The sequence below is a fragment of the Pseudoalteromonas shioyasakiensis genome (assembly GCF_001550135.1).
In the GTDB taxonomy this organism is placed as follows: Bacteria; Pseudomonadota; Gammaproteobacteria; order Enterobacterales; family Alteromonadaceae; genus Pseudoalteromonas; species Pseudoalteromonas shioyasakiensis.
The window spans coordinates 64,633-85,017 of the sequence record NZ_LRUE01000018.1; the positions used below are offsets into that span (position 1 = coordinate 64,633).

The 20,385-nt window shown below is 42.6% G+C and carries 16 protein-coding genes and 1 tRNA gene; 7 read left to right on the plus strand and 10 right to left on the minus strand.

Annotation, left to right across the window (positions count from 1 at the left end):
* Positions 1-24 precede the first annotated feature (24 nt).
* The 3 genes from PASHI_RS14155 to PASHI_RS14165 form a co-directional block, all read right to left on the minus strand.
* The gene (locus PASHI_RS14155) at positions 25-1,098 is read right to left on the minus strand and encodes an endonuclease/exonuclease/phosphatase family protein (RefSeq protein ID WP_082710953.1); all 1,074 of its coding nucleotides are present in this window, start codon (positions 1,096-1,098) and stop codon (positions 25-27) included.
* A gap of 17 nt (positions 1,099-1,115) precedes the next feature.
* Positions 1,116-1,436 carry a hypothetical protein gene (locus tag PASHI_RS14160; protein WP_062566111.1) on the minus strand — a complete coding sequence of 107 codons (321 nt, stop codon included), beginning with the start codon at positions 1,434-1,436 and terminating at the stop codon, positions 1,116-1,118.
* Positions 1,437-1,535: 99 nt separating this feature from the next.
* Positions 1,536-1,970: a hypothetical protein gene (locus tag PASHI_RS14165; RefSeq protein ID WP_062566112.1), complete on the minus strand. Its 435-nt coding sequence runs from the start codon at positions 1,968-1,970 to the stop codon at positions 1,536-1,538.
* A gap of 404 nt (positions 1,971-2,374) precedes the next feature.
* Here PASHI_RS14165 and PASHI_RS22100 point away from each other — a divergent pair, with 404 nt between their 5' ends.
* The 3 genes from PASHI_RS22100 to PASHI_RS14175 all read left to right on the plus strand — a co-directional run bounded on the left by PASHI_RS22100 (position 2,375) and on the right by PASHI_RS14175 (position 5,939).
* Positions 2,375-2,512, plus strand: a complete 138-nt coding sequence (locus PASHI_RS22100; protein ID WP_175083251.1) for a hypothetical protein — start codon at positions 2,375-2,377, stop codon at positions 2,510-2,512.
* An 88-nt stretch (positions 2,513-2,600) separates the two neighbouring features.
* On the plus strand, positions 2,601-4,658 hold the full coding sequence (locus PASHI_RS14170; RefSeq protein ID WP_062566113.1) for a TonB-dependent receptor: 2,058 nt from the start codon (positions 2,601-2,603) through the stop codon (positions 4,656-4,658).
* 66 nt (positions 4,659-4,724) lie between these two features.
* The gene (locus PASHI_RS14175) at positions 4,725-5,939 is read left to right on the plus strand and encodes an MFS transporter (RefSeq protein ID WP_082710946.1); all 1,215 of its coding nucleotides are present in this window, start codon (positions 4,725-4,727) and stop codon (positions 5,937-5,939) included.
* Positions 5,940-5,953: 14 nt separating this feature from the next.
* Here PASHI_RS14175 and PASHI_RS14180 read toward each other — a convergent pair whose 3' ends face one another.
* The 5 genes from PASHI_RS14180 to PASHI_RS14200 all read right to left on the minus strand — a co-directional run bounded on the left by PASHI_RS14180 (position 5,954) and on the right by PASHI_RS14200 (position 12,161).
* The gene (locus PASHI_RS14180) at positions 5,954-6,364 is read right to left on the minus strand and encodes a GFA family protein (RefSeq protein ID WP_062566114.1); all 411 of its coding nucleotides are present in this window, start codon (positions 6,362-6,364) and stop codon (positions 5,954-5,956) included.
* A gap of 1 nt (position 6,365) precedes the next feature.
* Positions 6,366-7,379, minus strand: a complete 1,014-nt coding sequence (locus PASHI_RS14185) for a fatty acid desaturase (RefSeq protein ID WP_062566115.1) — start codon at positions 7,377-7,379, stop codon at positions 6,366-6,368.
* A 46-nt stretch (positions 7,380-7,425) separates the two neighbouring features.
* On the minus strand, positions 7,426-9,597 hold the full coding sequence (locus PASHI_RS14190) for a putative bifunctional diguanylate cyclase/phosphodiesterase (RefSeq protein WP_062566116.1): 2,172 nt from the start codon (positions 9,595-9,597) through the stop codon (positions 7,426-7,428).
* Between the two features lie 650 nt (positions 9,598-10,247).
* Positions 10,248-10,332 (minus strand) — tRNA-Leu (locus PASHI_RS14195).
* A gap of 176 nt (positions 10,333-10,508) precedes the next feature.
* Entirely contained in the window at positions 10,509-12,161 is a 1,653-nt protein-coding gene (locus PASHI_RS14200; RefSeq protein WP_062566117.1) for an acyl-CoA dehydrogenase family protein, read from the minus strand.
* Positions 12,162-12,301: 140 nt separating this feature from the next.
* Here PASHI_RS14200 and PASHI_RS14205 point away from each other — a divergent pair, with 140 nt between their 5' ends.
* Positions 12,302-12,802, plus strand: a complete 501-nt coding sequence (locus PASHI_RS14205; protein ID WP_062566118.1) for an RDD family protein — start codon at positions 12,302-12,304, stop codon at positions 12,800-12,802.
* Positions 12,803-12,876: 74 nt separating this feature from the next.
* On the opposite strand, the gene lptG is transcribed toward PASHI_RS14205, so the two are convergent.
* Both lptG and lptF read right to left on the minus strand, forming a co-directional pair.
* Positions 12,877-13,944 carry an LPS export ABC transporter permease LptG gene (gene lptG / locus PASHI_RS14210; RefSeq protein WP_054562714.1) on the minus strand — a complete coding sequence of 356 codons (1,068 nt, stop codon included), beginning with the start codon at positions 13,942-13,944 and terminating at the stop codon, positions 12,877-12,879.
* A complete protein-coding gene (lptF, locus tag PASHI_RS14215; RefSeq protein ID WP_062566119.1) occupies positions 13,941-15,053 on the minus strand; it encodes an LPS export ABC transporter permease LptF in 1,113 nt (370 codons plus the stop codon). Before lptF ends, lptG begins: the two co-directional genes overlap by 4 nt.
* A gap of 322 nt (positions 15,054-15,375) precedes the next feature.
* Here lptF and pepA point away from each other — a divergent pair, with 322 nt between their 5' ends.
* From pepA to PASHI_RS14230, 3 genes are all read left to right on the plus strand, one after another.
* Positions 15,376-16,890, plus strand: coding sequence for a leucyl aminopeptidase (pepA, locus tag PASHI_RS14220; protein WP_054552638.1), 1,515 nt, complete (start codon positions 15,376-15,378; stop codon positions 16,888-16,890).
* A 126-nt stretch (positions 16,891-17,016) separates the two neighbouring features.
* Complete coding sequence (locus tag PASHI_RS14225; protein ID WP_062566120.1) at positions 17,017-17,463, plus strand: DNA polymerase III subunit chi; 447 nt, start codon at positions 17,017-17,019, stop codon at positions 17,461-17,463.
* Positions 17,464-17,486: 23 nt separating this feature from the next.
* Positions 17,487-20,342 carry a valine--tRNA ligase gene (locus PASHI_RS14230; RefSeq protein ID WP_062566121.1) on the plus strand — a complete coding sequence of 952 codons (2,856 nt, stop codon included), beginning with the start codon at positions 17,487-17,489 and terminating at the stop codon, positions 20,340-20,342.
* The last annotated feature ends 43 nt before the right edge of the window (positions 20,343-20,385 follow it).

A 20,385-nucleotide genomic window follows, 5' to 3' on the forward strand; every position in this document is an offset into this window, starting at 1 on the left:
AATTGTCCACCCTGAATAAGGTTATCACTTTTCAAACATGGGCACTTGCTGCTTAGACGCTGATGGCATTTTTAACTCATCCACTGCTTTTTCTTTATCAATCTGCTCTTGTTGTTTTTGATTGTCAGAATCGGGGTTATAAACAAGTTCAGTAAGTAGTGCAAAATGATCTGAGCCATATTTTGCCAAACGCTCAATACGCTTAACGCTAAACTCATTACTATGAAAAAGGTGGTCAAGCGGCCAGCGCATAAAGAAATAACTGGCATGAAACGTATTAAAAAAGCCGCGACCTTTGCGTGGATCTAACAAACCACTAATACGCATGAACAAGCGGGTACTCCGCGACCATGCAACATCATTTAGATCACCGGCAACAATACAAGGTCGCTGTCTGTTTTTAAGTGCTTTCGCTAAGATTATCAACTCAGTATCACGGGGTCGTGAACTGTCTTCTTCCGTAGGACTCGGAGGAGCAGGATGAATAAAGTGCCCTTGTACTTCTATGCCATCTGCATCTTCAAACAAAATATGAATTGAGGGGATATCGCTTTCTATAAGCTCACAAACTTTCTGTTGTTTGATTTTAAACTTGCTGTACAAGTGCATGCCATAGCGATTATCTTTTGGGCAGTACACTCGATATGGGTACTCTTGTTCTAAACTACTCAGTTCATTTTGCCAAGTTTGATCAGACTCTAACGTAATGAGTAAATCAGGTTGGTGCGTTTTAACTAAGCCAATGAGTTTGTCATATTCGGTGTTCGACATCAGTACATTTGCCGACATAATACGAATACTGTGCTTATCGGACTTATTGCTTGAGGCAACTTCTTTGTTAGCTAGCCTTGTGTAAGGGTAAATCCAGCCAACTTGCAATAACAGCACTAGGATACTAGCCAAAGCGCAACCAATATAAAGCATTGATCCCGTACGACTGATTAAATAGCTTGCAGCAATTAAACTCCCACAAGCAAGGTAAACCACTTGCAAGCGTACAAAGTCACAACTGCGAATTAAATAATGTTGGGAATATGAAAATGGCAAGATTGAGACCACTAGCAGCATGGCCAATAGTGAACTCAATCCATAAGTCATGATCGATTCAAGCAAAACTAGCGGCTCAGAATAGAAATAATTTCTCGGGTATCTTCCACTAAACGCACGACAGTATCGTCGACTTGAATTGAAATTAGACCATCTCTGTCTCGTGATTTAATCACTTTGCCACGGCGGTAAATATCACGGTCAAGAATATCGCCTTTACGTAATTTTTTTTGCCAACCAGGTGGTAAATCACCACCATTATCAAGTTTCTTTTCTAGGCCAGGTGGCAGGCTTTTACCTTTGTCCTTATCCTTGTCTTTATCTTTCGCAAGTGCGCCAGCCGTCACTAAGCTCAAACCTATTACTGCAACTGTTAACAATGCTTTCATACGAGTGCTCCTTTTGTTAGTCCCAGTTAAGCGTAGCAAGTTTTTCTGAACTGGGTATGAAAGCAGCTAAAAAAAGCCGCTAAGCGGCTTTTGACAGGATTAACGATGGCGAGTAACAATTGATAAAATCTCTCGCGTATCGTGTACTAGATGAATAAGACGGTCGTCGATTTCGATGGCAATAATACCATTTCGGTCGCGACGTTTAATCACTCGCCCATGACGATATATATCACGGTCAAGAATATCACCATGATGATAACGCTTATACCAACCTGGTGGTAAGCCACCACCATGCCCTACTTTTTTGTATAAACCAGGTGGTAAATCACGGTAACTGTAACGGTCGTACCTATCATAACGATCATGTCTGTCATGATGGTGATGTTTGTGATGTTTGTGGTGTTTTTTATGCTTTTTACGTTCGTGCTTATGTTCGTATCTATCATGGTCACGATCATGTTTCGCGTTTGCTTCCATAGGCATCAAACTCAAACCTAAAACGGCAACTGAGATAGTAAGTAATTTATTCATAATAGAGACCCTTAACGTTTGCTCTTGATAAAAAGCCTAACGTTTTAGCCTGAATCATAGATGAAGGGTTACAATTTAAAAACGTAACTGCTTATATACCCAAACCACCTCAAGATGCGAGTTTCAGTTGGAATTAAAAGCGATTTAGGCAAGGCATTGATTGCAAGTAATAGTGGTTCTATTGTTAAAATCAATAACGCAGTATAAATCGCTTTTAAACCAACCCTTTGGGCGCTTCACAGGCACTTACTCTCATCGTTGTTACTTCTTAAAAGGGGATGCCATTCTTGCAAAGTAACGCCTTGATATTAAGCTCCTGTGAAACGCTGAATTCTGCATCTTGAGGTGGCTTGGGTATATATCAACACATTAGAAAGCCAATCTTTACATTTCTTTAAACTTCTTTGGCACTATTTACGAAAACCCGCGTTAAAGAAGAAAAAGTAGCGAATGTAACGCACAGAAACGGCAGCAGCGGCAGTAGCTTATTTTGGTTAGTTGCAGTACTGGCAGGTTTTGCCGTACATCGCCGTAGCGCATAACAGACAAAGTTATTAATCGCGAAAGCTTTTACCCATCCTAAAAAGCAGTTACCCTTTGGTTTTTGTTGTACCTAACCAAAGGGTTTTCATGAAGTTGTCGATACTCTCAGTGCTTGTGAGCACCTCATTATTTAACCATCAAGCTTTCGCTAATAATGAGCTAGAACATATTACAACGACCGCCTCGCGCAACGAAGTGTTGGCAGATCCACTGCCTGTTGTGGTCAGCAGTATTTCACAAAAGCAACTAGCCCTAATCGCTCCTACCCATATTGAACAAGTCCTTAAGCAAGTGGCCGGTGCTAATCTTCAACACGGTAACGGCCAAGAGTATTTACCCGCTCTACGTTCGCCTGTACTTTCTGGTGCTGGTGCCTGCGGTGGCTTACTTACCGCTGAAGATGGTATTCCACTTCGCGCAGCTGGTTTTTGCAACATCAATGAATTATTCGAAGCCCACACAGAAATGGCTGAACGTATCGAAGTACTGAAAGGCCCGGGCTCTGCCCTTTATGGTTCAAATGCAGTGCATGGTGTAGTCAACGTGATCACGCCAGATACGACCTATGACCACAACCAACTTGGTTTTGATTACGGCTCGTTTGGCTACACTCGCTACAAACTTGGTACGGGGCGTGACTTTGGCCAGCAAGGTTTAGGCATTAATGCCACGATCACCCGAGATACGGGTTATCGTGATGACGAAAGTGTTGATCAAGAAAAGCTCTCGCTACGTCACCGTTTTGATGGCGAAAAACTAAGTGTAAGTACAGGCCTGACTTACACCCATTTAGATCAGCAAACAGCTGGCTACATCGAGGGCTTTGAAAGCTATAAGGATGAGCAAATAGCTCAGTCTAATTTTGATCCTGATGCATTTCGTAAAGCCCGATCTTTGCGTGTTTGGTCAAAGCTAAATTGGGCACAAGATGAGACTAACAGCTTTACCCTAACGCCTTATATCCGCGATCAAAACATGACCTTCTTTAAGCACTTTTTACCGGGTACTCCCCTTGAAGAAAATGCTCAGCAAGGTGTTGGCCTTCAATCAAGCTGGCAGCATAAGCTAACAGGTTCTAGCCTGTTAACCGTTGGCTTTGATGGTGAGCTTACAGATGCTGACTTTTTACAATATCAAGACAGCCCCACTCAAGGCTCAGCGTTTTTAGTCGCCACCGTGCCTCAAGGTAAACATTACGACTATCAAGTAACTAGCACCCTATTAGCACCATTTGTTAATCTTGATTGGCAACTTGATGAGTTACTTATCAGCCTTGGTGGCCGATACGAGCGTATGCGATATGACTACAACAACCATATGTTGGCTGGCCGCACAAAAGAAGATGGTACTCCATGCGCAATGGGTGGATGTCGCTATTCTCGACCAGAAAGCGGTGTAAATCGTTTTACTAACTTTTCGCCTAAGCTTGGTTTAAGCTATCAATATGCTAAAAACCAGTTTATCTACGCCAATGCTTCAGAAGGTTATCGAGCACCGCAAGCGGCAGAGCTTTATCAGTTACAACGCGAACAAAATGTCGTAGATCTGAAATCTGAAACAGCTAAAAACCTAGAGCTTGGTTTAAAAGGTCAACAAGCACAGCTGCATTATGTAGTTAGCATTTATGCAATGAATAAAAAGAACACAATTTTCCGCGACAGTGATTTTTATTACGTCAATGATGGCCAAACCCAGCATCGTGGTGTTGAGCTTGAGTTAGCTTATGCCATTACGCCAAGCTTATCGATGCAGTTAGCCGCGAGTCACGCCAAGCATACATACAGTTATGACCAGTTACTCAGCGGAGTTAATATCAATGGTAATCTCATTGATACTGCACCACGTAACATCGCTAACTTACAGCTACTTTGGCAAGCAAACGATATGACGCGTGTTGGCCTTGAGCTACATACCACCAGCAGCTACTTTACTGATCCTGAAAACCAGCATAGCTACGAAGGTCACTCATTAGTAAACTTAAGAGCGGCGTGGCAACTATCAGCTAATTTTACTGTGACTGCACGAATAAATAATTTAACCGACGAACGTTATGCAGAGCGCGCTGACTACACCACATTTAGTGGCGACCGCTACTTTCCGGGTAGACCGCGCAACGCCATGTTATCAGCAAGTTATCAGTTTTAAGTAACCGCATTATTTGGTGAGCTATCTCATAGTTCACCCACGCTGTTTAGTGTTTTGGTATGATAAATGTACCTCTTGCTATTACTCCTAAACAGCGTGTCATCATCTCAAAATCTAATTCGTAACCTTCTTTTAGTGCTGGGCATTTTTCTTATTGCAGCCAGTTTGCGAGCCCCTATCACTGGTATTGCACCGGTACTTGAACAGATCATTGATCAATTTAAGTTAAATGCATCACAAGCAGGCATGTTGACGACTTTACCTTTAATTGCATTTGCTATTGCTTCACCTATGGCAGCAAGCCTTGCTAAAAAATGCGGCCTTGAGGTATCACTGTTTATTGCCCTTGTATTAATAGGCATAGGGGTTGTCTCTCGTGTTATTGATTCTGCCACCGTGTTATTTATTGGTACTGCAGTGATTGGTGTCGGTATCGCGATTGGTAATGTGTTATTGCCAAGCCTGATAAAACGAGACTTTCCACACAAAGTCGCTGTGATGACGTCTAGTTATGTTTTGGCAATGGGCATATTTGGTGGCAGCTACTCAGCACTCATCATTCCGCTAGCTGAGTATAAAGACCTCGGTTGGCAATTGGCGCTTGCCAGTTATGCCTTATTGGTTGTGCTGGCTATTGTGGTGTGGTTACCACAACTAAAGCAACATACCATGCCAAAACAGGCACATGTGTCGAACAATACACAAAGCAAAATTTGGCACTCTGCACTTGCTTGGCAAATCACCTTATTACTTGGCTTTAACTCCTTTTTCACTTATATCATGCTAGGTTGGCTACCCAGCATTTTAATAGAAGGTGGCCACAGTGCGCAGCACGCAGGTGCTTTGCAAGGCGCCTTTCAAGTAGCCTCTGCGCTGCCAGGTATTGTGCTTATTCCACTACTTGCCAAATTAAAAGATCAACGCATCTTAACGCTAAGCTTAGCGTTACTTGGTGCGCTTTGTTCTGTTGGATTATTAGTTGCGCCTAGCTTTGCGATGCTTTGGTCAGTCACCTTAGGTTTTTGCTCAGGTGCCTGTTTTATCTTGGGCTTATCATTTGTAAGCCTGCGCACTCATGACTCAATGCAAGCTGCGGCGTTATCGGGTATGGCGCAATGTATCGGGTATTTATTGGCTGCAACAGGCCCTATTATTGCGGGCGCCTTACATAGTTATTTTAATAACTGGGCGGGAGCACTTTGGCTGTGTATTGCATCTAGCCTATTGTGTGCTTTATTTGGTTACTTAAGTGGCCGAAATATCACCATCGGCCAACAATAAATATGAAACCGCGGCTATTTAGGGGCGGTTTCAAAGGCACTCATATTACTAAGGTTATCGAGCCAAGGTTTATGTGAGCGATACCAAATATGCGCTTTAGGGATAAGCTTATCAGCTTGCTCTATAGCGCCAATACGTAAGCCATAAATACGCTCACCTGCACCTACAGAAGTCGCGTATAAGGCCGTACCACAGTTACCACAAAACCCTTGCGCACGCTGGTTACCACTTTCGGCAATTTTTATATACTCTTTTGGCTCAGCACCTGTAAAGGTAACCCCACCTGGCACAGACACCACAACCGTACGAAAAGGCGCACCCGAGATAATTTGGCAGTCAGTGCAGTGACAGTTAATCACTTTATTTTCATCCACTTCTGCGTGGTAAGTTACCTCACCACAATGACAACGACCGGTAACCTTCATATTAAACTCCTTGTTGAGGTGGCTGCTCTTTTACTGGATAGTGATTGGCATGTTTTAAGCTTTGTAAATCATTAAAACGTACTCCATGCTGGGCCATAATAAGGCGTATTTTTTTGCTAATCAATTGCCTAATGTAAAAGGGCTGGTTCGGCACAAAATGATGGATTGTATGGGTTCGGCCGAAATCAAAACAAAATAACTGAAACGGTAAAAACCAACGGCTGGTGATCACATGCGTTTGCTCAAGCAAGTTATTTACACCGCCATAATAATGCATTGAAGATGTCACTAAGTTAAGAGACGTTGAGCGAATGATATTAGGCACAATAAGTACCACCATTAAAAACTCAGCTCCCGCCAGTAACTCAGCTCCCCACGGCGGCAATGTAAACGGCTGCACAAACTGCACAGCATAATAAGCAATTACCCCATAAAGAATCGCAAAATACGCGGTTGCAATCGGAAAGCCCGCATTAAACACGCTTAAAAACTTAAAACCACTAATTTCTTTATTAAATCGCTTGGTATTGATTAATAAACCTAGCAGACCATCAGTAATGACCAAGGCTCTTAAAAATGGCGATTTAATGCCATTGCCCACTAAACGCTCTTCTAAATCTTGTGAGGTGCCGGATACTTTATGGTGATGTAAATGAATCTTTCTGCGATACCAAGGATTAACCGTATTGGGCCGCATAAGCCACACGGTTAACATCATAAAGTTATGTATAAAAGGGTGATTACTAAAATACTGCTTATGGATAAGGTCATGCTCAAGCTCATGCGATACCGAGGTAATAAAGGCAGCCAGAATGATGCAAAGCCACGAGGGAATAATCGCTAAGTAATAAAGTGTCGCAACACCGATTAGTGAAAACAACGACGCCAGCAGAATAATCATCGCAATGGCGTTTTGCTGGTTAAGAATAGGGTAATGCGATCTAAGCGATTGTTCTTCGGCCTTAATGGCTGTAACAATCGCCTTTATGTTTTGCTTTGCGGTTAATTCTGACATCACAAGCTTTGCTAACTGTTTGATGTCAAAATCATACAGTAATTACCTACTGCTCTCGAGAAAATTGCGTTAAAAATGGAATTACATCATTTGCTGGCAATGGTTTAGAAAAGTAATAGCCTTGTATATAGTCACAACCGGCTTCGGTTAGCACAGCCAATTGCTCGCGCTCTTCAACTCCTTCAGCAACGACTTTAATACCCAAAACACGACTCATTTGAATAATCGATTTAACCAGCGCTTCATCGCCTAAATCAACATGCACTTCATCAATAAATGACTTATCTAGTTTTAGTACATCAACAGGGAAGCGGCGCAAATAACTAAGAGACGAATAACCCGTACCAAAATCATCTAGCGAAATTAAACACCCAGCTTGCTTCAACTGCTTTAACACATCGAGATGATTCGTATTTTCTGGCGCTAAAACACTCTCAGTTAATTCAAATGAAATTTGTGATGGTTTAACCCCTTGCCCTTTAATAATCTCAAGCCATGCATTACGTTCAGGGTTAAACTCAGTAAATTCAAATAAAGAACGGTTCACATTAAAAACAAAGTTTTCATAACCTTGTGCTTCTAACGCCTTTATTTGCTGGCAGGTTTTAATCAATACAAGTTCACCGAGGGGAATAATCACCCGCGACTCTTCTGCTAACGGAATAAACTCAGCAGGTGATACCCATTGCCCTTGGTTGTTCCATCGCACTAAACTTTCGAATTTAGCGACCGTATTATTTTCAATATCAATAATAGGTTGAAAATACACTTCTATGTCGTTGTTCTTTACGGCTTGTGTAAGCTGCTCAACCAGTAAGTTGTGCTTTTTAACCTTGTTATCCATCTCTTTGCAGAAAAACAGATATTCATCGCCTGTTTGTTTTGCATTTAAGGTGGCAAGCTCAGCTTGGCGAACTAAGCGACGAGCTATTTTTTCGATATTTTCTTGTGAAGTCGCCGTTCCCGCTTGCTCAAATTGACTAATGCCCAGCGTAACTGAAACCTGCTGACTAATGCCGCCAATAGAAACGGGCTCAACAAGTAACGCGGTAATTTGTTTACAAACATGCTCAAGTTCACTGACATGCTGATAAGTTTGTAAAATTGCGAAACTATCACCATCGATCCGCGAAAAAGCAGACTCTTTAAAGCTTTCATCGAGGCGCTCTGAAAGCTCGCATAAAACCTTATCGCCAAAGGTTAAACCGTAAACGGTGTTGATATCTTGAAACTTATCAACATCAAAGTAGATAACGGCTAAGTTAGTATTCTCATCATCTTGATAAGACAAAGATGATAGCAACTGGCATAAGTACTCTTTGAAGTAAAAACGATTGGTCAAACCGGTGAGTTGATCGTGGTTTGCATGAAAATAGATTTTCTGCTCAGCTTCTTTTTTCTCGGTGATATCCAAAATAAACGCCACATAGCAATCTTCACCATTATTTTGCATTTTGGTTATCGATAAAAATTGCGTGTACAACTTACCTTGTTTGGTTTTATTAGTGATCTCACCAGACCACTTACCTTCAGTATTAATTTGGTGCCACATTGCTTTATAAAAATGCGGGTCATACTTGTTTGAGCTTAAAATTTTTGGATTTTGCCCTAAGACTTCATCCAACGAATAACCCGTCATTTTAGTAAATGCGGTATTCGCGTAGGTAATATGTACATTGTGGTCGCAAATAAAAATCGCTTCGTGACTTTGCTCAATCAATTGGTTTGCAAAATCAAGTTTAGCTATAAAGCGATCTTTTTCGATTTCTCGCTGGATAAGACCAGTAAATAACGAGAAAAAAGATTCAATTTGCATCGCATCATTTATTTCATGCTGAAATAGAGCTACAAGAATAGTATCGGTTTTACCCGAAATACTTTGTAAAGGCACACCCACATAGGCTTCGATACCCATATCAACAAGTAGCTGATCATTAGGGAATAACTGCTGAACACCCGAGCTGAAACTAGAGATACTGCCACAGCTGACATCGTTACAAGGCGTACAGCGGATATCGTAGCTGATGTTTTCAACAATTTCGTCACGCGCACACAAAGCTATAGTCGTTGCATGCAAAGTTGACTCATCGACTTGAGCTAAAAAAACATAAGAAGCACCAAGCACTTCTGATAAAGACAGGCATATTGCATTATAAAAGTTATCACTTTTAAGACTTGAAATACTTTCAACAATACGCTTTAAGTCGTATGTACCCACGCTATGCTACCCTACCGATATTGTGCACTAAGTGATTGACTTCACTTATAGTTCAGACCGCAAATTGTATTATAAGATGTATTCAAACACCATCGTACTCTAGTCTTAAATGATTAATTTTCAACCAAATAAGCACACATTTTTCGGGGTTATTTGTAGACTAAGCATAGTTCGAACTTGACCGCTTATAAATAGAACAAAAGTTGCTTTAATAGAGGCTGAATTGGTACTTAGATTTGAGTTATAGGTGCTAGGCTCTGGGTGCTAGGTTCTAGGCTCTGGGTGCTAGGCGCTAGGCGCTAGGCAAAATGTACCCGTAGGAATGGCTTTAGCCATGAATTATGTTTTTCAGCATTGCTGGTTCGGTTTTCTTGGTTCGGCAGTAAACTACCTCCTACAATGCTTTTACGTAAGGGTTGTTTTCAAAACCCAACAACCGCACCGCTCGGCTAAAAACTGACAGCTGATGGCTGATGGCTGAAAGCTTTTCAGGCATAAAAAAACCCCAGCAAAACTGCTGGGGTCATAAAAGTGGTACCAGTAGGTGGACTTTTACTTATTCCAGTGCCACGCCCTGCGTGGCGCTCAAGTCCGCTAACTACTTTTTTCAGGCATAAAAAAACCCTAACCAATTGGCTAGGGTTAAAAAGTGGTACCAGTAGGCGGACTTGAACCGCCACGCCCGAAGGCAACGGATTTTGAATCCGTCATGTCTACCAATTCCATCATACTGGCTTCATTTTTCTTTAACCTTCTAAACACGAGAAGATAAAGAAAAACCACTTTAGAGCAAAAGCTTTTTTAACTGCTTTTGTCTCTATGCCAAGCATTATACAAAGAATGGGTAAGGCAGCAAGCGTTTTGTGCGGCGTCACTGATCAACCGCACAATAATTAAACAAGTTGTTAACTTTAGAGTTTTGGCATCATTCGCGAAACAATCGCCTGACAATCGATATCATGACTCAGGCAGCCGTACTGACTAAACCCTGCACCACTTAAACGACTTTTTACAAACGCATCGGCAATAAGTGGCTCGCCAAATTGTAATAGTGTTGATGCTTGCCAAAGCTGTGCCAGCCTTTCAATTATGCGCCGAGCATGCATTTCAAGGTTTGCAGTATCTGTGAGCATCTCTTTTAGTTCATCGAGTTTTATCGCAAAATCAGGATGCAAACTGCGCGCTTTTTCAAGTTCATTGATAAGCACCTCAAGTGACTCGGGCTCACGGCTGAACACGCGTAAAAGATCAAGGCATTGCACATTACCAGAGCCTTCCCAGATAGAGTTAACCGGTGCTTCTTTATAAAGTCGGCTGGTAATGTTGTCTTGAACATAACCCACGCCACCAATACATTCCATAGCCTCATAAGTGTGCTGCACTGCCCGCTTACAGATCCAATATTTACCGATTGCTGTGGCGCTACGTATTAATGCCACTTCATTGCTATCATCTTGGTTATCAAGGGCGTTGGCAATACGCATTGAAATGGCAAGAGCAGCTTCGGCCTCGATAGCTAAATCAGCGAGTACATTGAGCATGAGCGGCTGTTGATGCAAGTTTTTACCAAACACACTGCGCCCAGCTGTATGCCAAATTGCTTCTTTTACTGCTTGTAACATCAGCGAGCTTGAACCCAGCATGCAGTCATAACGAGTTAGAGCGACCATTTGAATAATAGTGGCAATGCCTCGCCCCGGCTCACCGAGTAACCAGCCATGTGCACCTCTGAATTCAATTTCAGAGCTCGCATTTGATTGGTTCCCCAATTTACTTTTTAAGCGCTGAATATACATGGCATTTTTCTCGCCAGTTTCGAGCCAGCGTGGCACTAAAAAGCAAGATAATTGCTTTTCATCGGTATTAGCGAGTACTAAAAAGGCGTCGCTCATGGGCGCTGAGCAAAACCATTTGTGGCCGGTTAAAGTATATAATTGCCCTGCACCGCTTTCATTGATGGCGTCTGCTTTGGTGGTGTTCGCACGAACATCAGAGCCGCCTTGTTTTTCAGTCATCGCCATACCTATGGTGACACCTTTTTTCTCGGTCCAAGGCTTATTGTCTGAATCGTAATGATTTGCCAGTATTTTAGGTAGCCACATAGCCGCTACATTTTCTTGACTCGCAATGGCAGGCACACTAGCAAACGTCATGGTTAATGGGCAACCAGAGCCCGGATCAGCATGATTGTGTAGCACCGCCATTACCGCTCTTACAACATGGCTACCGGCTTTCTTTTGCTGCCAAGGCAAAGCGCTGTGCCCTTGCTCTATAGCATGCTGCATTAGCTGATGGTAACTTGGATGATAATCAACTTGGTCTATGCGTTCGCCAAAGCGGCTGTGAGTTGTTAATTCGGGTAAGTGTTTGTTTGCTAAGAACCCAGCTTGCAGTAATACACCTCCCACTTGTTCCCCAAACGCCGTTAAATGCGCAGTTCCCCATTGCCCAGCAAAACGATTTTGCCAGTATTGAAGTACCCTGTCGGCCTCATAGGCGTTGTAGTTTTCAAGTGGTTTGGGTTGATTAAATACTTGGTGAGTTTCGCTTTGAGAAACGGCCATAACTGTGTGCTCATTTTTATTATTTTCTCAACTATAGCAGGTCAGACCTGTTTGTCGACTTGCTAAACGGCCGTTAAGTATTTCTTGTTTGCGAAGGACTTTGCTAAACTACTGCGCAATTTAATTGGACGAGATTGTTTATGTCAGCTGAGTTTCCACGTGCCGGTTTCTGGCGCCGCTTTGCCTCTTTAATCTACGATACCTTGGTTATCATTGCCTTTGCGATGCTGACAACCGTACTGTATTTATTAGCTGTTCAAGGGCTAATTTCTTTAGACTTACTAAGTATTGGTGACGCTGAAGATGTATCTGCTTTCATTCAAAATTCACCATTATTGTATGGCTTTCGTAGTGTGTTATTAGTGATAGTGAGTGTTAGTTTCTTTAGCTATTTTTGGGCTAAGAGCGGCCAAACTATTGGTATGCGTGCATGGCGTTTGAAGGTGCAAACCCTCGATGGTCATTTAATTAGCTGGCATCAAGGCGCACTTAGAGCCATTACTGCACTATTAGGGTTAGGTAATTTAGTGGTGTTGGTAGATTTTAAAAATAAGCGTGCCTTACAAGATTACATCGCAAAAACAGAAGTGATCACCCTCACCAAAGAAGAAAATAAACGTATTTATCGCTCACTTGATTAAGTGATTAAGCAATACCGCAAGCACAAAAAAAGCGTGGCTCAAACCACGCTTTTTTTGTGCTTTTTAAACGACTATCAAACTCGTTTATTCAATAGGTAAGTTGCAAACCCTATAAACAGTAGGCTTGGTAACACAGCACCAACCACAGCTGGAATTTGGTAAACCATCACCACAGGACCAAATATCTCATTAGTTAAGTGGAAAGTAATACCGGTTATAACACCCATGATGATACGTGCGCCCATGGTTACTGTGCGAAGCGGGCCGAATATAAACGATAAAGCAACTAACAACATAACGGCAATAGATACAGGCTGCATGATCTTACGCCATAGTGCTAGCTCATAAGTGCTGGTGTCTTGCTCATTTTGCTGCAAATAACCTAAATATGACCAAAGCCCAGTAAACGACAGCGCTTCGGGCTTAACCGACACCACTCCTAATTTTTCGGCGGTCAGCTGCGAGTCGTAAAATTCTTCTTTGTGCTGCTCAGTACTGATCTGCTCTGGCGTGATCATGACTTTATTTACATCACGAAGTAACCAACCATCTTTACGGTTTATTGCCTCTTCTGCCTTGGTAATTTGAGTAAGTTGCAACGATTTATCAAAGTGATACATGTGCACGCCACGTAAAGTGCCTTGCTGATCGACATCTTCAATATTAATAAAGTTGCTGCCATCTTTCGCCCACACACCTTGCTTAGCATTAAATACATCACCACCATAAATCGCTTGGTTTCGTATTTCTTTTGCTTTGAGCTGTGCTTCTGGAGCACCCCATTCACCTAGCGCCATCATACAAATCGCCATAAACATAGCGGTTTTCATGACTGATGCAATAATTTGCAGGCGTGACATACCCGCCGCTTGCATAACGACCAGCTCACTGTTTGAGGCCAATGCACCTAAACCTGTTAAGCCACCAATCAAGGCTGCCATTGGGAAAAAGATAACTAAATCACCCGGCATGCTGTATAGGGTGTAAATCAGCGCAGTTGCAATATCATAGCTACCACGGCCAACTGATTTTAACTGCTCAATAAACTTAATGAGGGTACTAATACCTACCAGCACCATTAAAGCAAAACCGGTGGTTTGAATTATGCTGCGACCTAAATACCAGTCGAGTGTTTTCATCATGCGCTTAACTCCCGCTTAGTCACAACTGCCTTTAACCATGCGCCTAGCGGACGACCTTTAATAATCAAGAAACCACCAATAAACAAGGCTGATAAATGGATCCACCATAAACCAATTGAAGGTGGAATTTTACCGTCTTCAACAGCAAACTTAGCTGCATTCAATAAAATGAAGTACCCTAAATACAAGCTGATTGCGGGCACTAATTTAGCGAATTTACCTTGGCGCGGATTCACCACACTCAAAGGTACTGCGAGTAAAGTTAATAATGGAATTGAAAGCGGAATAGCTAAACGCCACTGCCACTGCGCAATTGCTTCAGAGGTTTTCATTTTGAATAAATCAAACGTTGGTATAGCTTCTAATTTACGACGCTGATGCTCAATTTCTTGATCTTGAATTTGTACACTGTAACCATCGAACTCTGTTAGGTTTAACGCAGCAGACTCGCCATCTGTTTCATAGCGCTTACCGTCATTAAGAACAAGTTGCTGCTCACCGTTATCTTGCTCAATCACCACACCACGCTCTGCATATACTAAACGGGCTAAGTCACCTTTTTCACGATCTGGTAACTGCGCAACAAATACCTTGTGTAGCTCTTTACCGCTATTTTCGATGTTGTGAATGAAGACTACGGCTTTCTCATTACCCGTTTGCTGAAAACGCCCTGCACGTAATGCCGATAAGCCTGCATCAGCTTTGGCTTGCTCTTTTAATTGATATTCTTGCTCACTGGCCCATGGCGCAACATAAAGAGTAAGCGCACCGGCTAAAATAGCCATCGCAGTACTTGAGATAAGCGTGACCCGAACCACATACCACTCACTAACACCACAGGCTTTGAAAACAGTCATTTCGCTGTCTGCATAAATGCGACTGTATGCCAAAATAATCCCTAAGAAGATACTCAAAGGTAAGATAAGTGAAGCAAGTTGAGGAAGTTTTAGTGCAATCATCGAAAGCACAAGTTTAGCTGGAAGACCCCCTTCAGAGGCGTCTCCTAATATAACAACAAACTTTTGAGACACAAAAATAGTCATCAAAGTTAAAAATACGGCGACCTGCGACTTGAAGACTTCAGTGGTCAAATAACGAAAAATTAGCAATGCTCGCCCCTGTTAAACATCGAGTTTCACTGGAATAGTAAGGAATTTTGAGTAAACTAGTTATTTTACTCACTTTATTATATGCCATCAAAGTTAAATATCATACCTAGCAAGAACATATAATCTTGCATAAATGGTGCAGATGGCGTCTATTATGTGATATTGATATTCACATTAAGATAAAGTTCAAAAACACATAAATAGAGTCATAGTTTATGTACTAAGATTAGTGCTATTAAACTAAAAAATGTAAGAAAGGACTCGAAAAAGAATTTCTTACCCTTATAAACTAAGGTTATACGACTCAATATCAGGAGTAACAATGGAATTTAGCGTAAAAAGTGGTAGTCCAGAAAAGCAACGTAGCGCATGTATTGTAGTAGGCGTTTATGAGCCACGTCGTTTATCCCCCATTGGTGAACAATTAGATAAAATCAGTGATGGTTATATCTCTAACTTACTACGCCGTGGTGACCTTGAAGGTAAGCCAGGCCAAGTATTGCTATTGCATCATGTACCTAATGTACTGAGCGAGCGTGTACTACTAGTAGGTTGTGGTAAAGAGCGTGAGCTTGATGACAAACAATATAAACAAATCATCTCAAAAACGATTAACACGCTAAACGAAACTGGTTCGATGGAAGCGGTATGCTTTTTAACTGAGCAACACGTTAAAAGCCGTGACACTTATTGGAAAGTACGCCAAGCAGTTGAAACAACTCAAGACTGCTTGTACACCTTCAATCAATTGAAAAGCAAAAAGAGCGACCCACGTCGCCCACTACGTAAAATTGTTTTCAACGTACCAACGCGTCGCGAGTTAACTATTGGCGAAAGTGCAATTGAGCATGGCTTAGCCATCGCTGCAGGTAGCAAGTTATGTAAAGACGTTGCTAACATGCCGCCAAATATCTGTAACCCTGCTTATTTAGGTGAGCAAGCACAAGAAATTGCTGATAACTTCGATAATGTAAGCGTTGATATTATTGGTGAAGAAAAAATGGCAGAGCTGGGCATGAATTCATACCTAGCGGTTGGCCGTGGTAGTGCTAATGAATCGGTTATGTCGGTGATCAACTATCAAGGTGGCGACAAAGACCAAGCGCCAATCGTGTTAGTGGGTAAAGGCTTAACCTTTGACTCAGGTGGTATTTCAATCAAGCCAGGCGAAGCCATGGATGAAATGAAATACGACATGGGTGGTGCAGCGGGTGTTATTGGTACTATGCGCGCTTTAGTGCAAATGCAATTACCAATTAACGTTGTCGGTGTTTTAGCAGGTTGTGAAAACATGCCTGGCTCAAACGCTTATCGTCCGGGTGATATCTTAACCACTATGTCGGGGCAAACAGTTGAAGTGTTAAATACCGACGCTGAAGGCCGTTTAGTACTGTGTGATGCACTCACTTATGTTGAGCGCTTTGAACCAGATACTGTTGTCGATGTAGCAACACTGACAGGTGCGTGTATTATCGCACTGGGTTCGCATGCCACAGGTTTACTATCAAACCACAACCCACTTGCCCATGACCTTCTAAAAGCATCTGAGCAAAGTGGCGACCGCGCATGGCAGTTACCTCTTTGGGATGACTATCAAGAGCAACTTGAAAGCCCATTCGCTGATTTCACCAACTTAGGTGGCCGTGCTGCAGGTACGATTACAGCGGCATGCTTCTTGTCTAAATTCACCAAAAAATACAATTGGGCGCATTTAGATATCGCAGGTACAGCATGGCGCAGCGGCGGTAAAAACAAAGGCGCAACCGGTCGTCCGGTACCTATGTTGACTCAGTATTTACTGAACCGCGCAGGCGTGAGTGAAGCAAGTCACGATTAAGCCTTACCGTAAGCTTAAAACTAACCCTAAATAAGGCGCCAAATGGCGCCTTATTAATTGAAGCAATTCGCGTTCTATGTCAAAATCCATGCTTTGATCTGTGTATCTGTGGGGACGAAAGTCACTATGAATATGAACGCACAATTTTACGTTCTAAAACAAGATGATAGTGCCCACCAAACGGCTGGCGCTGTTTTCGATCTGGCAGCTAAAATTGCTGCGGATCAGTATCGTCTAGGTCATCGCGTATTTATTTACGCTGATAACACCGACACGGCCCACATAATCGACGACATCATTTGGTCATTTGAACCAGATAGTTTTGTACCACATAACTTACAAGGTGAAGGCCCTAAAGGTGGCGCTCCGGTTGAAATTGGTATGACTCCACCTGTCGGCAACAGAAAAATATTAATCAACTTAGCTGAACACCTACCGGATTTTATTCGCCGTTTTCAGCAGGTTTATGATTTCGTACCCGTTGAGCCAAATGCTAAGCAAGCCGCCCGTGAGCGGTTTAAAAAGCTTCGCCAACTGGGCGCCCATATTGCAACGCAAGAAATTGACATTTAAGCATTTATTTAAGGTTCTGTGTAATGGATAAAACCTATAATCCGCAAGATATTGAACAGTCTTTATACCAAGGCTGGGAAGAAAATGGCTACTTTAAACCGTCTGGCCAAGGTGACGCATACTCAATTATGATTCCGCCACCAAACGTCACGGGTAGCTTACACATGGGCCACGCGTTCCAAGATACCATCATGGATACGCTAACGCGTTTAAAGCGTATGCAAGGCAACAACACTTTATGGCAAGTAGGTACTGACCACGCAGGTATCGCAACGCAAATGCTTGTTGAGCGTAAGCTTGCTGCTGAAGAAGGTAAAACACGTCACGACCTAGGCCGTGAAGCATTTATCGATAAAATCTGGGAGTGGAAAAACCACTCTGGTGGCACGATCACTAAACAATTACGTCGTTTAGGCGCTTCTGTAGATTGGGACCGTGAGCGTTTCACTATGGACGAAGGCCTTTCTGAAGCGGTTAAAGAAGTATTCGTACGTCTTCACAAAGAAGATTTAATCTACCGTGGTAAGCGCCTAGTTAACTGGGATCCTAAGCTACACACGGCGATTTCTGATCTTGAAGTTGAAAACAAAGACAAACAAGGTCACATGTGGAACCTACGTTACCCACTTGCTGATGGCGTAAAAACCAAAGATGGTAAAGACTACATCATTGTTGCGACAACGCGTCCTGAAACAATGCTAGGTGATTCAGGTGTTGCTGTTAACCCTGATGATGAGCGTTACCAAGATCTGATCGGTAAAGAAATTTTACTACCTATCGTAAACCGCCGTATTCCAATTGTTGCCGATGAACATGCAGACATGGAAAAAGGCACAGGTTGTGTGAAAATCACGCCTGCCCACGACTTTAACGATAACGAAGTAGGTAAACGTCACCAACTACCAATGATCAACATCTTCAATAAAGATGCAGCGGTATTAAGCGAAGGCGAAAGCTACACATTCGACGGTAAAGAGCTTAAATTAGACGCGCCAATTCCTGAACGCTTACACGGCCTTGACCGCTTTGATGCACGAAAAGCGATTGTGAGCGAATTTGAAGAGCTTGGTCTACTAGAAAAAATTGAAGATCACAGCCTAACAGTTCCTTACGGTGACCGTTCTGGCGTAGTGATTGAGCCACTTCTTACTGATCAGTGGTACGTACGCGTAGCACCTCTAGCAGAGCCTGCAAAAGAAGCAGTTAAAAATGGCGACATTAAGTTCGTGCCTCAACAATACGAGAACATGTACTTCTCGTGGATGAACGACGTACAAGACTGGTGTATTTCACGTCAGCTTTGGTGGGGTCACCGCATCCCAGCTTGGTACGACAACGAAGGCAACGTTTACGTTGGTCGTGACGAAGCTGAAGTACGCCGCGATAACAACCTTGCTGATGATGTTGCACTTAAGCAAGACGAAGACGTTTTAGATACCTGGTTCTCATCTGCGCTTTGGACTTTCTCAACGCAAGGCTGGCCGGCAAACACTGATGATTTAAAAACTTTCCACCCGTCTGACGTATTGGTAACAGGTTTCGACATCATTTTCTTCTGGGTTGCTCGTATGATCATGATGACCATGCACTTCATCAAAGATGAAGACGGCAAGCCACAAGTACCATTTAAAACCGTTTACGTAACTGGCCTTATCCGCGATGAAAACGGCGATAAGATGTCTAAATCGAAAGGTAACGTACTTGATCCTATCGACATGATTGACGGTATCGATCTTGAAAGCCTAGTTGAAAAGCGCACTGGTAATATGATGCAGCCACAACTAGCGAAGAAGATTGAGAAGAACACTCGTAAAACATTCGAAAACGGTATCGAAGCACACGGTACAGACGCACTGCGTTTCACCCTTGCTGCAATGGCTTCAACGGGTCGTGATATCAACTGGGATATGAACCGTCTTGAAGGTTACCGTAACTTCTGTAACAAACTATGGAACGCAAGTCGTTACGTATTGATGAACACAGAAGAGCAAGACTGTGGTTTCGCTACAGATGCTGAGAAACAGTATTCACTCGCTGATCGTTGGGTTTTAGGCCAGTTTGAAGCAACTGTTAAAACCTATACTGAGCATCTAGAAAACTACCGTTTTGACCTAGCTGCAAACACCATTTATGAGTTCACTTGGAACCAATTCTGTGACTGGTACCTAGAACTTACTAAACCAGTATTGTTTAAAGGTAACGAAGCACAGCAACGTGGCACTCGTCATACCCTAATCACGGTATTAGAAAGCCTACTTCGCTTAATGCACCCATTAATGCCATACATCACAGAAACGATTTGGCAACGCGTGGCACCACTTGCAGGTATCGAAACTGCGGGCACTAGCATCATGGTTCAAGGTTTCCCTGTTTACAATGAAGCTAATGTTGATAGCCAAGCGATGGACGACCTAGAGTGGGTTAAACAATTCATTCTTGCTATTCGTAACATCCGTGGTGAAATGGATATCAGCCCAAGCAAACCATTATCGGTATTGCTTGCTAATGCGTCTGACGAAGACAAACGCCGCTTGACGGAAAACGAAGCTTTCTTAGCGTCTCTTGCTAAGCTTGAAGAGTTCACGTTACTTGATAACAAAGACGAAGCACCTGCGTGTGCAACATCGTATGTTAGTAACCTTGAGATCATGATCCCAATGGCTGGCCTAATCGATGTTGAAGCTGAACTAGCTCGTATCGCGAAGCAGCTTGAAAAAGCAGAGAAAGGCTTAGCTCAAGTTAATAACAAATTAGCTAACGAAAAGTTCGTAAATAACGCGCCAGAAGCTGTACTTGCTAAAGAGCATGCTAAGCTGGCTGAGTTTACAGATGCGAAAGACAAACTATTAGCGCAAAAAGCGAAAATCGAAAGTCTATAACAGCATAAATAAAGCGCGATTTATTCGCGCTTACAAAAAAGCC

What these genes read in the sequence shown, in the direction of transcription:
- PASHI_RS14155 (WP_082710953.1), bottom strand. Translation starts at nt 1,098, where the DNA reads ATGACTTATGGATTGAGTTCACTATTGGCCATGCTGCTAGTGGTCTCA.
- PASHI_RS14160 (WP_062566111.1), bottom strand. Translation starts at nt 1,436, where the DNA reads ATGAAAGCATTGTTAACAGTTGCAGTAATAGGTTTGAGCTTAGTGACG.
- PASHI_RS14165 (WP_062566112.1), bottom strand. Translation starts at nt 1,970, where the DNA reads ATGAATAAATTACTTACTATCTCAGTTGCCGTTTTAGGTTTGAGTTTG.
- PASHI_RS14170 (WP_062566113.1), top strand. Translation starts at nt 2,601, where the DNA reads ATGAAGTTGTCGATACTCTCAGTGCTTGTGAGCACCTCATTATTTAAC.
- PASHI_RS14175 (WP_082710946.1), top strand. Translation starts at nt 4,725, where the DNA reads ATGTACCTCTTGCTATTACTCCTAAACAGCGTGTCATCATCTCAAAAT.
- PASHI_RS14180 (WP_062566114.1), bottom strand. Translation starts at nt 6,364, where the DNA reads ATGAAGGTTACCGGTCGTTGTCATTGTGGTGAGGTAACTTACCACGCA.
- PASHI_RS14185 (WP_062566115.1), bottom strand. Translation starts at nt 7,379, where the DNA reads ATGTCAGAATTAACCGCAAAGCAAAACATAAAGGCGATTGTTACAGCC.
- PASHI_RS14200 (WP_062566117.1), bottom strand. Translation starts at nt 12,161, where the DNA reads ATGGCCGTTTCTCAAAGCGAAACTCACCAAGTATTTAATCAACCCAAA.
- PASHI_RS14205 (WP_062566118.1), top strand. Translation starts at nt 12,302, where the DNA reads ATGTCAGCTGAGTTTCCACGTGCCGGTTTCTGGCGCCGCTTTGCCTCT.
- lptG (WP_054562714.1), bottom strand. Translation starts at nt 13,944, where the DNA reads ATGATGAAAACACTCGACTGGTATTTAGGTCGCAGCATAATTCAAACC.
- pepA (WP_054552638.1), top strand. Translation starts at nt 15,376, where the DNA reads ATGGAATTTAGCGTAAAAAGTGGTAGTCCAGAAAAGCAACGTAGCGCA.
- PASHI_RS14225 (WP_062566120.1), top strand. Translation starts at nt 17,017, where the DNA reads ATGAATATGAACGCACAATTTTACGTTCTAAAACAAGATGATAGTGCC.
- PASHI_RS14230 (WP_062566121.1), top strand. Translation starts at nt 17,487, where the DNA reads ATGGATAAAACCTATAATCCGCAAGATATTGAACAGTCTTTATACCAA.